Below are 15891 nucleotides of genomic sequence, written 5' to 3' on the forward strand. Positions count from 1 at the left end.
ATTAGCATCATTAGCCAGAAGGATAGAAAACATCTGGCTTATCATGCGAACAAAAAAGCAGCTAACGTTCGTTAATTACGCAGCTGTGATGGCGCTGCAAACGAAAATGACCAGCCGAAGCTGGTCATTGGCAAGGAATGCTGACACTCACCCGTCCGGGTTTAATTTTTGGCAATTAAACGTTCCGGTAATAAGAAGCTAAAGCGGGTGCCTTTGCCGACCACGCTCTCGATCTCAAGGCGGCTATCGTGATGGCTGACGGCATGTTTGACAATCGCCAGCCCCAGCCCGCTGCCGCCGGTTTGCCGCGAACGCGCTTTATCCACCCGGTAGAAACGTTCGGTCAGGCGCGGAATATGCTCCGGCGCGATGCCTGGCCCGTTATCCTCGACGCTGAACAACGCGCCGTGCGGCGCCCGCTGCCAGGTTACGGTAATCACCGTTCCCGCCGGCGTATGGTTGACCGCGTTATACACCAGGTTGGAAATCGCGCTGCGCAGCTGTTCCTCATTACCCAGCACTTTTAGCGAGTCATCGACCGAAAAATGCAGCTCGTGCTTCTGCTGGCTTAGCGTTTGCGCCTCGCGCTCGACGACCCGCAGCATCATCGGCACGTCGATTTTATCGTTCATCGCCAGTACCGGCGCGGCTTCAATGCGCGACAGCGTCAGCAGTTGCTTCACCAGGCCTTCCATACGCTGGGTTTGTTCGCGCATGGTGTGTAACGCTTTTTCGCGCGTTCCCCCTTCCAGCACCTGCTCCTGCATCATCTCCAGATACCCCTGCAGCACCGTCAACGGCGTGCGAAGTTCATGGCTGACGTTGGCGAAAAAGTTACGCCGCGCCCCTTCCAACTGGTGCATCTGCGTGACATCGCGCGCCACCATCAGCAGCTGTTTGTCGCTATAGGGCATCATGCGAATTTCCAGATGGCGGCCATTATTCAGCACCAGATTGAGCGGCTTGGAAAAGTCGCGGTATTTCATGTAATTAGCAAATTCAGGATAGCGCAGGAGGTTGAGGATATTCTGCCCGTTATCGTCGGGCCAGCGCAGATTAAGGATCTGCTGGGCCAGGCCGTTACACCAGAACATCGCGCCTTCTTCGGTGGTCAGCACCACCGCGTCCGGCAGGGACTCCGCCCCGCTGCGAAAGCGCTTAATCAGGCTTCCCAGCTCACGGCGGCGCTTTTTATTACGCATCTGCATCTGGTGCAGACCGTACAGCAGGGGTTCCCAGCTGCCGCTACCCGGCGGCGGCGTCATGCTGCGGTCGACCCACAGCCACCACGACAGGCGCATCAGATTCCAGAAATGCCAGATAAGAAGACCGGTCACTGCCGCCAATAAAAACCACGGCAGATGACCTAAAAACGCCCCGAGGATCAGGGCCGGGATACAACATAAGAAAAGCTCAAGCGCCAGCCTTTTCCATGACAGCCGTTCCAGCACGGTTCACACTCCTGTCAGCATTCAGAAACGGGCGGAGAAACGATATCCCGTACCGCGAACCGTTTGTACCATCCGGTCATGGCCGCTATGTTCCAGCGCTTTGCGCAGACGGCGAATATGCACGTCTACCGTTCTGTCTTCTACATAAACGTTGGTGCCCCAGACGTGATTCAGCAGCTGTTCGCGGCTATAGACCCGCTCAGGGTGCGTCATGAAGAAGTGTAATAATTTAAATTCCGTCGGCCCCATATCCAGCGGATTTTCGCCGGTCATCACGCGATGCGAAGAAGGGTCGAGGCTCAGCCCCTGCATTTCAATCACCTCTTCCACCGCCATCGGCGAAATGCGCCGCATCACGGCTTTAATCCGCGCCACCAGCTCTTTCGGGGAAAACGGCTTGGTGATGTAATCATCCGCACCGGTCTCCAGGCCGCGGACGCGATCTTCCTCTTCGCCGCGGGCGGTCAGCATCACCACCGGAATGTCACGGGTCATCGCTTCTCGCTTGAGCTGTTTAATAAACTGCAGACCCGACCCCCCCGGCAGCATCCAGTCAAGGAGGATTAAATCAGGCCAGGGTTCATTGAGCTGATTGACCGCGCTGTCAAAATCTTCCGCCTCGACGGGCTGAAAGCCGTTTTGCTCCAGAACAAAGCAAACCATTTCGCGGATTGGAGCTTCATCTTCAACGACCAGAATTCTTCTCGCCATTATTTACCCTGTATTTTTTAGCCATCAGTATAGAAGTGCGCGGCCATTATGCGTCAGATTTATGACAGATTTATGAAAAAAATGACCGCCAGATGAACGCGGATTTCGCATTGTGACACGGACTTAACTCACCGAAGAGCGGCGTTATCCCCTCAATAATTCACGTGGCTTAGCGTCAGCCCCATAAGCACAGGTAACCAGATGGTTGAGGTGAGCGCGCGTAGCCAACACATAAGCAACTTGAAGTATGACGGGTATATAATGCCGCTTACGCTTTTTCGCTATGGAACAACTATGCGCATCCTTCACACCTCTGACTGGCATCTTGGGCAAAATTTTTACAGCAAAAGTCGCGCCGCCGAACATCAGGCGTTTCTCGACTGGCTGCTGGCCAGCGCGCAGGAGCATGATGTTGACGCCATTATTGTCGCGGGCGATATTTTTGATACCGGCTCGCCGCCGAGCTACGCGCGCGAGCTGTATAACCGCTTTGTCGTTCAGCTGCAGCAGACCGGCTGTCGGCTGGTGGTGCTGGCGGGAAACCACGATTCGGTCGCCACCCTCAACGAGTCGCGCGACATTCTTGCGTTCCTGAAAACCACGGTGGTGGCCAATGCCGGCCACGCGCCCTTTATTCTGCCGCTGCGCGACGGTACGCCGGGGGCGGTTTTTTGCCCGGTACCGTTCCTGCGTCCGCGTGAACTGGTGACCAGCCAGGCCGGGCACTCCAGCGGCGAGAAGCAACAGCAGTTACTCAACGCCATCAGCGACTACTACCAGCAGCAGTACCAGCAGGCCTGCGAACTGCGCGGCGACCGGGCGCTGCCGATTATCGCCAGCGGCCATTTAACCACCGTCGGCGCCAGCAAAAGCGACGCGGTTCGCGAAATTTATATCGGTACCCTCGACGCCTTCCCGGCGAACCGCTTTCCGCCCGCCGACTATATCGCGCTCGGCCATATTCACCGGGCGCAGGTGGTCGGCGGCTGCGAGCATATTCGCTACAGCGGCTCCCCGATTGCGCTGAGCTTTGACGAAACAGGGAAAAGCAAAAGCGTCAATCTGGTGACCTTTAGCGCTGGCCGCCTGACGGACGTCACGCCGCTGATCGTGCCCATCACCCAGCCTCTGGCGGTCTTAAAGGGCGATTTCGCCAGCGTTAGCGCCCAGTTGAACCAATGGCAGAATAACGACCAGCAGCCCGCGGCATGGCTAGATATCGAAATCACCAGCGATGAATATATGCATGATATCCAACGGAAAATCCAGACGCAGACCGAAACGCTGCCGGTAGAAGTGCTGCTGGTGCGCCGCAGCCGCAGCCAGCGCGATCGCATTCTGGCGGGCGTTCAGCGAGTCACCCTCAGCGAACTGCAGGTGGAGGACGTTTTCGCCCGCCGTCTGGCGCTGGAAACCCTGGAAGAGGCGCAGCAGCAGCGCCTGGAACAGCTCTTTAATGAAACGCTGCATAGTCTCAACGGTGAGGATCGCCTGTGAAAATTCTCAGCTTACGCCTGAAAAACCTCAACTCACTCAAAGGCGAATGGAAAATCGATTTCTCCGCTGAGCCCTTTGCCAGCAACGGACTGTTCGCGATTACCGGGCCAACCGGCGCCGGCAAGACCACCCTGCTGGACGCTATCTGCCTCGCGCTTTATCACGAAACGCCGCGCCTGAGCAGCGTGTCGCAATCGCAAAACGATCTGATGACCCGCGACACCGCCGAATGTCTGGCGGAAGTGGAGTTCGAAGTCAAAGGCATCGCCTACCGCGCCTTCTGGAGCCAGAACCGGGCGCGGAACCAGCCGGACGGCAATTTACAGGTTCCGCGCGTCGAGCTGGCGCGCTGCGAGGACGGCAAAATCCTCGCCGATAAGGTCAAAGATAAGCTGGAACTGACCGCCTCGCTCACCGGCCTGGACTATGGCCGCTTCACCCGCTCAATGCTGCTGTCGCAGGGGCAGTTCGCCGCCTTCCTCAACGCCAAACCGAAGGAGCGCGCCGAGCTGCTGGAAGAGCTCACCGGGACCGAAATTTACGGCCAGATTTCCGCCCAGGTCTTTGAAAAACATAAGCAGGCCCGCGTCGAGCTGGAAAAAATCCAGGCGCAGGCCTCCGGCGTCCTGCTGCTGAGCGAGGAGCAACAGCAGGCGCTCCAGCAAAGTTTGCAAGCGCTTACTTCCGACGAAAAACAGCAAGTTAGCGAACAAACCCGGTTGCAAAGCGCCCGTCAGTGGCAGATACGCCGTGAAGAGCTGACGGCAGAAGATCTGCGGGCTCAAACCGCGCTACGCGAAGCGCAATCTGCGCTGGAGCAGGCCCAGCCGCAGCTTAGCGCGCTGCTGAATGCGCAGCCCGCGGAGCGCTTGCGCCCGCAGTGGACGCGTCAGCTGGAGCAAACCGCCGCGCTGGCGCAAACCCGCCGCCAGAGAGAAGAAGTAAATACTCGCTTACATGACCGATTGCGGCTGCGGGCGGGTATTCGCCTCGCCGCCCGGCAGCAGTATGAGCAACTTCACAGCCGTCAGCAAACGCTGTCCGTATGGCTTAAAGAGCATGACCGCTTTCAGCTGTGGGGCAACGCGCTGGCCGGCTGGCGTGCCGCTTTCCAGCAGCAGGCTCGCGATACGCAGCAGCAATCCGCGGTACAACTGCGCCTGGCGGAAACCCACCGCAGGCTGGGCGAACTGCCGCCCGCCGGGCTGACGCTGGATGCCGAACAGGTTAGCGCCGGGCTCGCGCAGCACGCTGCGGCCCGCGCTCTGCGTCAGCAGCTCGCTGCGCTGCATGGTCAGCTGCAGCCGCTGGCCCAGCGGCTATTGCAGCTTGATACCGCCGGGCAGGCCAGTAAGCAGGAGCAGGAGCGGCTGGAAGCCACGCTGGCTCAGCGCCGTCAGGCCTATAAAGAAAAGCATCAGCAGTTCAGCGATGTGAAAGCCCTCTGCGAAATGGAAGCCCGTATTGCCGGTCTTGAGACCGAACGTGCTCGCCTGCAGCCCGGCTCCCCCTGCCCGCTTTGCGGTTCCGCGCAGCATCCGGCCGTCGCCGAATATCAGGCGCTGGTTCCCGGCGTAAACCAGGCGCGGCGCGATGCGCTGGAGCGCGAAGTTAAGCAGCTGGCGGAGGCCGGAGCGCTGGCGCGCGGCGAGCTTGACGCTCTGATCAAGCAGCAGCAAAAAGAGGCCGCCGAGAAAGCATCGCTTCTGCAGCAGGAGCAAGCGCTTACATCACGCTGGCAGGAGACCATCACCGGATTAAATATCGACCTGGCGCCAAAGGATGATATTCCGGGCTGGCTAAACGCGCAGCAGGAGCATGAACAGCGGCTATATCAGCATCAGCAGCGTCTGGCCTGGCAGGCTCAGCAGCAGGAGTGCCAGCAGCAGCTCCAGCAGCTACAGCGGGAACAACAGCAGCGCAGCGCTGCGCTGGCGGCGGAGCTGAGCGCATTTGCGCTGGACTTACCGGCTGTCGGGCAGGCCGCCGGCTGGCTGGCGCAGCGGGAAGAAGAGACCCGCGGCTGGCAGGCCAAACAGAATGAACGGCTCGCCCTGCAGGAACAGATCCAACAGCTGGCTCCGCTACTGGAGGCTTTGCCGGAAACGGACTTAGCGGCGGAACCCGCGCCGCTGGACGGCTGGCGCCAGGTGCATGACGACTGCCTCGCTCTCCAGAGCCAGTGGCAAACCCTGGGGCAGCAGGAGAGCCAGCAGCAGGCACAGCTGAAAGAGAGCGAAGCGCAGTTCAGCGCGGCGCTGGCCGCCAGCCCGTTCGCCGATCGGCAGGCGTTTCTCGCCGCGCTGCTTGATGAAGAGACGCGCCAGCGCCTTGAACGCCTGAAGCAGACGCTGGAAAGCGCGCTCCAGCAGAATCAGGCGCTGGCGCTGCGGGCCCGCGAGGCGCTGGTGAACCATAGCCAGCAGCCGCCGGCGGACGCGGACATCGGCCAGCCACCTGAACAGCTACAAGAAAAGCTTCAGCAGCTGACCTCGCTGCTGCGGGAAAACAGCGCCCGCCAGGGAGAGATTCGCCAGCAGCTGAAGCAGAATGCCGAAAACCAGCAGCGCCAGCAGTTGTTACGCCAGCAGATGGAACGCGCGGCCCAGGAAGTGGAAGACTGGGGATGGCTGAACTCGCTTATCGGCTCCCGAGAGGGCGACAAATTCCGTAAGTTTGCGCAAGGCCTGACGCTGGATAACCTGGTATGGCTGGCCAACCACCAGCTTAACCGCCTGCACGGCCGCTATCTGCTGCAACGCAAAGCCAGCGATGCGCTGGAGCTGGAGGTGGTCGATACCTGGCAGGCGGACGCGGTGCGCGATACACGGACCCTTTCCGGCGGCGAGAGCTTCCTCGTCAGCCTGGCCCTGGCGCTGGCGCTCTCCGACCTGGTCAGCCATAAAACGCGGATAGACTCGCTGTTTCTCGACGAGGGTTTCGGCACGCTGGACAGCGAAACCCTGGATACCGCGCTGGACGCGCTGGACGCGCTTAACGCCAGCGGCAAAATTATCGGTGTCATCAGCCACGTCGAAGCGATGAAAGAGCGCATCCCTGTGCAAATTAAAGTTAAAAAAATCAACGGGCTGGGCTATAGCCGCCTCGATAAAGCTTTCGCCGTTGAGTAATTCTCCCCCTCCACTCCTTCCCTGAAGATCTCTCCCCGCGGGGGGAGATCGCCGCACCCTGAGAAATGACGCGCTTCCAACGGCCCGGCGCAGTACTCATTGCCATCCCATTCACGATTGATCTTGATTATGCACGAATATGCATGATATTTTATCTATCAGCTTATCAAAGGTCGTCTTCATTTGCTTTCGTGCAAATTCATGCATAAAAATAGTCTATGACGGAACGGACAACGGGAAGGAAGCCTTCAATAGCATTCCCATTCACGCATCAAGAAGGTCATAAATATGCAAAGTTTACTTATTTTGATCGCCGGCCCGGTACGCAGCGGCACCAACAATCGCGCGGAACTTATCGAGGCTAATCTGCACAATATGGCCCAGGTTGCGCTACGCGTTTACCAGAAAGGGCATATTCCCGTGGTCGGCGAATGGCTGGCGTTACCCGTCGCTAAAGCGGCGGGCTCCAAAGCAATTGGCGATGCGATTAGCGAAGAGTATCTCTACCCCGTCGCTCACCGTTTAATTAGCCGCTGCGACGCTATTTTGCGCATGCCGGGCGAATCCCGGGGAGCGGACCTGGATATTGAGGAAGGCAAAAAACGAGGGCTGGCGATTTACTCTGCTCTTGAGGAGATCCCGGAGCGGTAACCCGCTGCGCCGTTGAGGCCGCGCAGCGGGTTGATGATTACAGCGGCCATAACCAGGCGGCGCCGCGTACGCCGCTGGAATCGCCATGCGCCGCTTTGCGAATCGGCGTCTCGCATTCGCCGCCAAAGACCCACGGTTTCAGCAGATTCGGCACCGTCTGATACAGTCGGTCAACGTTGCTCATTCCCCCGCCAAGCACAATAACGTCCGGGTCGAGGATGTTAATCACGTGCGCCAACGACTTCGCCAGCCGCATCTCATAGCGGCTCAGCGCCAGTTCCGCCACAGGATCCCGCTCGCCGACGCGCTGCATAATCTCGCTGCCTTTCAGCGGATGCCCGCTCAACCGACGGTAATCGGTCGCAAAGCCGGTGCCGGAGATAAAGGTTTCAATGCAGCCCTGCTTGCCGCAGTAGCACGGCACTTCAGCGCGATAGCGTAGTTCGTCTTCATCCATCCACGGCAGCGGATTATGCCCCCACTCGCCCGCCGTACCGTTGCCGCCAATATGGGCGCGACCGTTGAGCGCCACCCCTGAACCGCAGCCGGTGCCGATAATCACCGCAAATACCGTTTGCGCCCCGGCCGCCGCGCCGTCTACCGCTTCCGACACCGCGAGGCAGTTGGCATCGTTGGCCAGACGCACTTCCCGTTGCAGACGCTGGCTCAGATCTTTATCAAACGGCTGACCGTTAAGCCAGGTTGAGTTAGCGTTTTTGACCACGCCGGTATAGGGCGAAATCGACCCGGGGATGCCGATGCCGACCGTGCCGCTCTGCCCGGTGGCCTGCTCGGCCATCTCTACCAGCGAGGCAATCGTCTCTATCGTCTGGCGATAATCGCCCCCCGGCGTAGGCAGGCGATGACGAAATAGCTGCTCTCCCTGGTCGCTCAGCGCGATGACTTCCGTTTTGGTTCCGCCTAAATCAATGCCAATGCGCACTGTGAATTCCTCCCCCGATTAACAATGCAAGCATAGCGACAATTCGCTATCATGCCCGCTGGATTTAACGACTAAGCCGTGGAAATTATCATGCTGTGGTTCAAAAATTTAATGGTTTATCGTCTCAGCCGCGACATTTCCCTGCGCGCCGAGGAGATGGAAAAACAGCTGGCCGAGCTGACCTTTACCCCTTGCGGCAGCCAGGATATGGCCAAAACCGGTTGGGTACCGCCGATGGGATCGCACAGCGACGCGTTGACGCATACGTCAAACGGCCAGATCGTTATCTGCGCGCGTAAAGAAGAGAAGATCCTGCCGTCTCCGGTGATCAAACAGGCGCTGGAAGCAAAGATCTTCAAGCTGGAAGCCGAGCAGGGCCGCAAGCTGAAAAAGACCGAAAAAGACTCGCTGAAAGATGAAGTCCTGCACTCTTTGCTGCCGCGCGCCTTCAGCCGCTTCAGCCAGACCATGATGTGGATCGATACCGTCAACGGATTGATCATGGTGGACTGCGCGAGCGCCAAAAAAGCGGAAGATACCCTGGCGCTGCTGCGTAAAACCCTCGGCTCGCTGCCGGTAGTCCCGCTGGCGCTGGAAACCCCGATCGAACTGACGCTCACCGAGTGGGTGCGCTCCGGTACCGTTGCTCAGGGCTTCCAGCTGCTGGACGAAGCTGAGCTAAAAGCGATGCTGGAAGACGGCGGCGTGATCCGCGCGAAAAAACAGGATCTGGTCAGCGACGAGATCGCCGTACACATTGAAGCCGGTAAGGTCGTGACCAAGCTGGCGCTCGACTGGCAGCAGCGCATTCAGTTCCTGATGTGCGATGATGGTTCGATTAAACGCCTGAAGTTCTGCGACGAACTGCGGGACCAGAATGAAGATATCGACCGGGAAGATTTCGCTCAGCGTTTTGACGCGGACTTTATTCTGATGACCGGCGAACTGGCCGCGCTGATTCAGAATCTGGTGGAAGGGTTAGGCGGCGAAGCGCAGCGCTAATCGGGTGGTGAATTCCTTCCTGCCAGCGCAGGAAGGAAGCTGACGTTACAGGTAGCGGCAAAGATAAGACGTCGGCTCAGCCACCTGCAAATGAAACTCGCTATTCCCCGGTACGTTGAATACTTCCCCGGCGGCGTAGACTTTCCACTCGGTTTCCCCCGGCAGAAGTACGTTCAGCGCGCCGCTGACTACGGTCATCTCTTCTGGCTGCGCGGTGCCAAAGGTATATTCCCCTTCCGCCATCACGCCCACGCTCGCACGGCCGGTGCTGCTGCTGGTGAAGCCGATAGATTTTACTTTTCCGTCAAAGTATTCATTGCTTTGAAGCATAAACTCGCCCTTATGATCTTGTGTTGAAGGCACAATATAGGGGGCGCTCCTTGCCCCTGTCACGTAAAATTAACGTGTTACATCAGGTTAAACTAATAGTTCTGCCGCCAGTCGCGAAACCAGCACATTTGACAACAGAACCGGGATATCCAGCGCCTTTTGTAATATGTCGCGATGCTGCTGGTGGTAGCAAAGACAATCCAGCATCAGTACATCCGCGCCTTGCTCAATCAGCTCCCTGCCCGCAGACAGTAAATTCTCTTTACTACCGCTAACCGGGTTGGAGATGGCATACAGCGGGGTGTTCTCTAACACCTGCCATTTATCCCGCTGCATCGGCAAAATCTCTTCAACCGGCACAATGACCCCCACCTGATGACCGTCGACAATCGAGGCAACCAGCGGCGGAATAATCCTTTGCGGCTCAAGCAGGATCGCATTATTCGCCGTAAATCCACGAAAGGGATGGGTACTCATGAGTAATATCAGGTCGTAATCTTGTTTATCGAGCATCGCAATGACGCTACGTAAAACACGTTCAACCTTCTGCCGCGAGACCTGCGCGATTTCATTGTCGTTAAGCAAGGTCAATAGCATCTCATCGCCGGGCTCAATGCCGTAGTCCCGCATCACCTCTTCGCGCGCCATTTTGCCTAACAGGCTAATGTGGTCGATCTGTTCTTCCCTGATATGTTCAGTTAAAAGCGGTAACATCTCCGCCACCGGTACTACCCCAATGGTCAAAATTGCCATCGATGCACTACTCATATCATGTACCTTTTCACAACCGCTGTTTCAAAACAGGCTTCTATTGACGACTTCTGCCCCCTGGTGACCAAAAGCAACCGTCGAGAAGCGTAGCAGGTTACGGCTATTGTGGAATGTAAAGATTCCAGAAGCGTCAAAAACGCACCAGAAAATCCGTACCTTAGGTAATCATTAGTACGGTTAATAAATTAAAAATGTGATGCATGTCCGGTAGCGATCTTTTCAGAGCCAATCCCGGACATGAATGGGGGAATTAAGACTTGTCAGGATCTTCGTAGCGCCGTTTGGCGTCCAACGCTTCCTGTTCAGTAGGGTGTTCACTGATGAGGGAGTTTGGCGTCGGATGGTCAGCGCGCAGTTCATACCAGGTGACCGTTTGGCCCTGCGGGCCTTTTTCAACGGCGACAACACGCGCTTCCCTTGGATATGGAGGTCTGGTCGGCATAGCGTTTCCTTTTTTTACCTTAAGAGCTTTAAAGTATAGGCGCTGCCGATCCGTTTTCCCCAGGCAAAGTCTTAACTGGTATAGCTCACACCGCAGACGGTCGTCATAATCTGTTCCACGACCTCATCCGGCGACGCGGTGGCGTTAATAATATGATGCGCGGCCGCGCGATATAGCGCTTCCCTCTGCGCCAGCACCTCACCCACTTCCTCGCGGATGGGTTTGCCGGTCAGCGTCGGGCGCTGTTCAGCCTTCGGATAGGCTTCAAGACGGTCAATCAGCGCGGAAACCGAAGCCTCAAGATAGATCACGACACCATTTTCCCGCATAAACTGACGGTTATATTCGCTGAGTATAATGCCGCCGCCGGTGGCGATGATGGTTGCGGGTTGCGCGACTCTTTCTAACGCCTGCGTTTCCAGAGCACGAAAGCGTTCCCAACCCTCCTGCTGGACGATCGCCGCTACCGTGCGCTGCTCATGCTCCTGCAGCTCATGGTCCGTGTCGGCGAACTTAAAGCTGCGAACTTTCGCCAGCGCGTGACCGACGGTCGTTTTACCGCAGCCGCGAGGCCCGACAAGAAATATTAGCTGTGTCATTACCGAAGACCCCTTGGTTCCGCGTACCGCGGATAAATGAAAGCGAAAAGAGAAACAATGGTACCGCAAACTTACCTGACGCTAACCGTAAAATAAACGTTACACACCATCTGCAAACCCTTTTACCTTAGTATTAGAAAGGACTTTACATGTAAACTTATCATTGCATTTGGTGTTATGCCAGCTTTACTTTTGTACAAAAGTTATTTTTTGTTCGCAGTCTGGCGTAAACAGTAACACATTTCTGCACAGCTTTACGCTGCCGCATATTTACAAGACGAGTGCTTCGGAGCGAATCTGAGGCTAATCAATCAGTATGACAGAGGTATGTAGTATGCAATCTGAAGAGCAACGCCTTATCGATGGACTGTTTTCCCGGTTAAAAGAGGCCGAGAGCCGCAGCGCATCGCGCGATGCCAGCGCTGAGGAGCGGATTGCCGGGCACATCAAAGAGCAGCCGTTCGCCCCTTACTATATGGCGCAGACGATTTTGATTCAGGAAGCGGCGATCAAACAGCTTAACGACCGTATTCAGGCGCTGGAAAGCCAGGTCACTCAGCTTCAGGCCGCGAAGCCGAGCAGCGGCGGATTTCTCTCCGGCCTGTTTGGCGGCGGGCAGTCTCGCGGCTCCGACCCGATTCCTGGCGCAGAGCAGTATGGCCGACCACAGGCCGGCGCCCAGCCACAGTACGCCCCGCAGGCGCAACAGCAGAACTACGCGCCTCAGGTCTCGCGCAGCAGCGGCGGCTTTATGGCCGGCGCGCTGCAAACGGCGGCAGGCGTCGCGGGCGGCGTAGTGTTGGGCAATATGTTGACCAATATGTTTAGCGGCTCGCATCCGCAGGAGATCGTCAATATTATCGAAGATAAACCGCAGCCGGATCTCAGCCAGGCGCAGGACAGCAGCGTCGCTGACGATACCTTCCGCCAGGATGACGGGCAGTTCCTTGCCGACAACAACGACTATGACTCCGACTTTGACGCCGGTTTCGGCAACGATGATTTTGGCAGCGACGACGACAGCTGGGTTTAAGCCTGCGGGCGTTTGACCTCTAACAGCCATTTCTCCAGCGCGGCGGCAAACTGCTGGCGATCGCGCTGGGATAAGCTATCCGGGCCGCCGGTCTGCACGCCGCTGGCCCGCATCGTTTCCATAAAATCACGCATCGTCAGCCGCTCGCGAATAGTCGCCTCGCTGTAGCGTTCTCCACGCGGATTCAGCGCCGCCCCGCCTTTCTCCAGCACTTCCGCCGCCAGCGGAATATCGGCGGTAATCACCAAATCTCCCGGCTCGCATAAACGAACGATTTCGTTATCCGCCACGTCAAACCCCTGCGCCACGCGCAGCGTGCGGATAAAGCGCGACGGCGGGACGCGCAGCGGCTGGTTAGCGACCAGCGTCAGCGAGATTTGCGTGCGCTCGGCGGCGCGGAACAAAATATCTTTAATGACGTTCGGACACGCGTCCGCATCAACCCAAATAGCCATTGCGGCTCCTGTCGACCAAAAAGAGAGGCCGTATTGTCACCTGCTTTTGCCTTCCGCGAAAGCAACAAGATGATAAGCTATGTAGCTAACGATAAAACAAGCAAAGGGGATTGGTGATGGAGAAGAAAATCGGCTTTATCGGCTGCGGCAATATGGGCAAGGCCATTCTGGGCGGCCTGATCGCCAGCGGACAGGTTCAGCCGGGTCAAATCTGGGTCTACACCCCGTCGCCGGACAAAGTGGCGGCCCTGCACGACCAGTACGGCATTAATGCGGCGCAAAGCGCGCAGGAAGTGGCCCAGGTGGCGGATATCGTTTTTGGCGCCGTGAAGCCGGGCGTGATGGTTAAAGTCCTCAGCGACATCGCCTCCAGCCTGAATAAAGACTCGCTGGTGGTTTCTATCGCCGCAGGCGTGACGCTCGATCAGCTGGCGCGAGCCCTGGGTCACGATCGCAAAATAGTCCGCGCGATGCCCAACACGCCTTCGCTGGTCAACGCGGGGATGACGTCGGTCACGCCGAACGCGCTGGTGAGCGCCGAAGAAACCGCAGAAATCCTGACCATTTTCCGCTGCTTTGGCCAGGCGGAAATCATTGCCGAGCCAATGATTCACCCGGTGGTTGGCGTCAGCGGCTCCGCGCCGGCCTACGTTTTTATGTTTATCGAAGCGATGGCGGACGCCGCCGTGCTTGGTGGAATGCCGCGCGCTCAGGCCTATAAATTCGCGGCCCAGGCGGTGATGGGTTCAGCTAAAATGGTGCTCGAGAGCGGAGAGCATCCGGGCGCGCTGAAGGATATGGTGTGCTCGCCGGGCGGCACCACGATCGAAGCCGTGCGCGTGCTGGAAGAGAAAGGCTTCCGCTCGGCCGTCATCGAAGCGATGGTGAAATGCATGGAAAAATCAGAGAAGCTCAGCCGTTCCTGATTGAAATAGCGAATAGCGGGTGAGGTTTCCCTCACCCGCTTATTTCTTACACCTGTTTTTTCAGGCAGGCGCTCATAAATTTGCTGCGATCGTCTCCTTTCAGAGACTGCTGGGTCGCCTGAGCGTTGCACTCGCGCATCTTCTGCTGCTGAGGCGTTAGCCCCTTACCGTCCTGCGCGGCGCCATCTTTCTTCAGGCAGCTACTCATAAACGTTTTACGCTCATCCCCTTTCAGCGACTTCGACGACGCTTCTTTATTACACACGCTCATCTTTTGCTGCTGGGGGGTTAACTCTTTTTCCGCGGCACTCACCGCTGTCATAAATACCAGGCCAAAAAGTAGGGTCACAAGTAATGTTATTTTCATCGCACCATCCTCTATGAGTGGATCTCTGTAAGTCTGGTCGCTGATGGAGAAAAAACCAGCCGGTAACGAAAATTCGTCACCGGCGTCAGGTTATTTCAGATTAAGTGCGGCCTTCATGGTATAGAACAGGTCGGTCTGATCGGTTAGCCCCACCACGTTGGCCGCGTGCGGGCCGTAGGCGGCAATGCGCAGCTGGGTGCCGGTATGCTCCATCGAGGTTTCTTCAGAGTTGCCATAGCTCATGACCATCACCGCGCCGTCTTTGGTATTCAGCGCCTGCGTCAGGCCTGGGGCTTTGGTATCCGCCGGGATAATCTGGCTGGCGTGAGCGTGGTCAGCGGTGACGATAACCAGGGTATTGCCCTCTTTTTTGGCAAACTCCAGCGCCTTCTGTACCGCTTCATCCAGATCGACGGTTTCGCCAATCTGACCGCACGGATTCGCCGCGTGATCCTGTTTATCGATAGAAGCGCCTTCCACCTGCAGGAAGAAGCCCTTCTCACTGCTGCTCAGCAGATCGATGGCTTTTTCGGTCATCTGCGCCAGCGTCGGCACCGATGCGTCACGTTTCGGGTTCGGCGTACAGGTTACCGCCGGCTTATCGATATTGCCGTGATAAGACGCTTTTGGGCCTTCCCAACGTACCGGCATATTGCCTTCCGCGAAGAGACCGAGCAGCGGTTTGTCCTGATTGGCCTGGCTAATGGCGGCCAGCGAGCTGGCGTCAGTGACGATCTGGTAGCCGCGGGCCACCGCCTGATCGTGCAGCGTTTTGCCCTGCCATTCGCCGGCCGTCGCGGTTTCAGCGAAGGTTTTCGCTCCGCCGCCCAGCGTCACGTCCGGACGCGCGTTCAGCAGCTGTTCGGTAATGGAACCCTTACCGCCTTTTTCCAGCGCGTTGCTGGCGCATTTTTCACTGGTTACGCTCGGACCGTAGCATTTACGCGAAGTGACGTGCGCCACCAGCGCAGCTGGCGTGGCGTCCTGCAGTTCCGCCGTCGAGACGTTACCGGTAGCTAAACCCGCCGCTTTCGCCAGCTCAAGGATGGTCTGATGATCTTTTTCATGGATATCCACGCCCAGCGCGCCGTTGTAGCTTTTCACGCCGGTGGTCCAGGCCGTAGCGGAAGCGGCGGAGTCAGTCACATAATCCGGCTTGCCGGTTTTCTTATCCAGCGAATAGTGGGTGTACTGGCCGGTCAGCGGCAGCGCGTCAATCCCTTTAAAGAATCCGCCCGCCCCTTCTGCATAATTTCGCGCGGCGGTAATTTCAGAATCGCCCATTCCGTCGCCAATCAGCAAAATAATATTTTTAGCCGGTTTATTGATTAACGAAGCGCGCAGCGCCTCGGTCTGGTCGCCGCTTAAACGACGCGCTCCGCCCGGCGTGGTGATATCGCCCTGCGCGGCACGATTTTCCAGAACCGGTGCGGTTGTTGTTTCAGCGTGAATAATCGGGGAGCCCAACAGAGGTATCAGGGCAATAAACAAGGCGCTTAATTTCACTTTTATCGTCTCCATGTAAAAAATACTTTAAAAAACAAAACGAGGGAGACTGTATAAAAGCGATGTGACAGTAAAA

16 protein-coding genes are annotated in these 15891 nt (G+C 57.4%); 6 read left to right on the forward strand and 10 right to left on the reverse strand.

Annotated elements, in window-relative coordinates:
• Positions 1–161: 161 nt before the first annotated feature.
• Together phoR and phoB are read right to left on the reverse strand one after the other, a co-directional pair.
• A complete protein-coding gene (phoR, locus tag GUC22_RS21050) occupies positions 162–1451 on the reverse strand; it encodes a phosphate regulon sensor histidine kinase PhoR (RefSeq protein ID WP_049087372.1) in 1290 nt (429 codons plus the stop codon).
• A gap of 21 nt (positions 1452–1472) precedes the next feature.
• Positions 1473–2162: a phosphate response regulator transcription factor PhoB gene (gene phoB / locus GUC22_RS21055; protein ID WP_004099401.1), complete on the reverse strand. Its 690-nt coding sequence runs from the start codon at positions 2160–2162 to the stop codon at positions 1473–1475.
• A 294-nt stretch (positions 2163–2456) separates the two neighbouring features.
• On the opposite strand from phoB, the gene sbcD reads away from it, so the two are divergent.
• The 3 genes from sbcD (at position 2457) to GUC22_RS21070 (ending at position 7441) form a co-directional block, all read left to right on the forward strand.
• Positions 2457–3659, forward strand: a complete 1203-nt coding sequence (sbcD, locus tag GUC22_RS21060) for an exonuclease subunit SbcD (protein WP_160183752.1) — start codon at positions 2457–2459, stop codon at positions 3657–3659.
• Positions 3656–6790 carry an exonuclease subunit SbcC gene (gene sbcC / locus GUC22_RS21065; protein ID WP_160183753.1) on the forward strand — a complete coding sequence of 1045 codons (3135 nt, stop codon included), beginning with the start codon at positions 3656–3658 and terminating at the stop codon, positions 6788–6790. Before sbcD ends, sbcC begins: the two co-directional genes overlap by 4 nt.
• Before the next feature lie 288 nt (positions 6791–7078).
• The gene (locus tag GUC22_RS21070; RefSeq protein WP_024359071.1) at positions 7079–7441 is read left to right on the forward strand and encodes an NUDIX hydrolase; all 363 of its coding nucleotides are present in this window, start codon (positions 7079–7081) and stop codon (positions 7439–7441) included.
• 37 nt (positions 7442–7478) lie between these two features.
• Here the strand turns inward: GUC22_RS21070 and mak are convergent, their stop codons facing one another.
• Entirely contained in the window at positions 7479–8384 is a 906-nt protein-coding gene (mak, locus tag GUC22_RS21075) for a fructokinase (protein ID WP_049087368.1), read from the reverse strand.
• Positions 8385–8474: 90 nt separating this feature from the next.
• Here mak and rdgC point away from each other — a divergent pair, with 90 nt between their 5' ends.
• Complete coding sequence (rdgC, locus tag GUC22_RS21080) at positions 8475–9386, forward strand: recombination-associated protein RdgC (RefSeq protein ID WP_004129627.1); 912 nt, start codon at positions 8475–8477, stop codon at positions 9384–9386.
• A gap of 45 nt (positions 9387–9431) precedes the next feature.
• On the opposite strand, the gene ppnP is transcribed toward rdgC, so the two are convergent.
• From ppnP to aroL, 4 genes are all read right to left on the reverse strand, one after another.
• Positions 9432–9716, reverse strand: coding sequence for a pyrimidine/purine nucleoside phosphorylase (gene ppnP / locus GUC22_RS21085; protein ID WP_002890284.1), 285 nt, complete (start codon positions 9714–9716; stop codon positions 9432–9434).
• Positions 9717–9803: 87 nt separating this feature from the next.
• Positions 9804–10484 carry an AroM family protein gene (locus GUC22_RS21090; RefSeq protein WP_165774989.1) on the reverse strand — a complete coding sequence of 227 codons (681 nt, stop codon included), beginning with the start codon at positions 10482–10484 and terminating at the stop codon, positions 9804–9806.
• 253 nt (positions 10485–10737) lie between these two features.
• Complete coding sequence (locus GUC22_RS21095) at positions 10738–10929, reverse strand: YaiA family protein (RefSeq protein ID WP_004129622.1); 192 nt, start codon at positions 10927–10929, stop codon at positions 10738–10740.
• 71 nt (positions 10930–11000) lie between these two features.
• Positions 11001–11528: a shikimate kinase AroL gene (gene aroL / locus GUC22_RS21100; protein WP_004132474.1), complete on the reverse strand. Its 528-nt coding sequence runs from the start codon at positions 11526–11528 to the stop codon at positions 11001–11003.
• 334 nt (positions 11529–11862) lie between these two features.
• On the opposite strand from aroL, the gene GUC22_RS21105 reads away from it, so the two are divergent.
• Positions 11863–12561 (forward strand): DUF2076 domain-containing protein, encoded by a 699-nt coding sequence (locus GUC22_RS21105; RefSeq protein WP_024359073.1) that lies wholly within the window; start codon positions 11863–11865, stop codon positions 12559–12561.
• On the opposite strand, the gene GUC22_RS21110 is transcribed toward GUC22_RS21105, so the two are convergent.
• Positions 12558–13016, reverse strand: coding sequence for a YaiI/YqxD family protein (locus GUC22_RS21110; protein WP_004132476.1), 459 nt, complete (start codon positions 13014–13016; stop codon positions 12558–12560). The two genes, GUC22_RS21105 and GUC22_RS21110, sit on opposite strands and share 4 nt — an antisense overlap.
• 116 nt (positions 13017–13132) lie before the next feature.
• Between GUC22_RS21110 and proC the strand changes: the two genes are divergently transcribed.
• Complete coding sequence (gene proC, locus GUC22_RS21115; RefSeq protein WP_004132477.1) at positions 13133–13942, forward strand: pyrroline-5-carboxylate reductase; 810 nt, start codon at positions 13133–13135, stop codon at positions 13940–13942.
• Positions 13943–13988: 46 nt separating this feature from the next.
• On the opposite strand, the gene psiF is transcribed toward proC, so the two are convergent.
• A complete protein-coding gene (gene psiF / locus GUC22_RS21120) occupies positions 13989–14309 on the reverse strand; it encodes a phosphate starvation-inducible protein PsiF (RefSeq protein ID WP_004132478.1) in 321 nt (106 codons plus the stop codon).
• Positions 14310–14399: 90 nt separating this feature from the next.
• The gene (phoA, locus tag GUC22_RS21125; RefSeq protein ID WP_024359074.1) at positions 14400–15830 is read right to left on the reverse strand and encodes an alkaline phosphatase; all 1431 of its coding nucleotides are present in this window, start codon (positions 15828–15830) and stop codon (positions 14400–14402) included.
• Positions 15831–15891: the final 61 nt, after the last annotated feature.

This window comes from Klebsiella sp. MPUS7 (genome assembly GCF_009905335.1).
In the GTDB taxonomy this organism is placed as follows: domain Bacteria; phylum Pseudomonadota; class Gammaproteobacteria; order Enterobacterales; family Enterobacteriaceae; genus Klebsiella; species Klebsiella grimontii.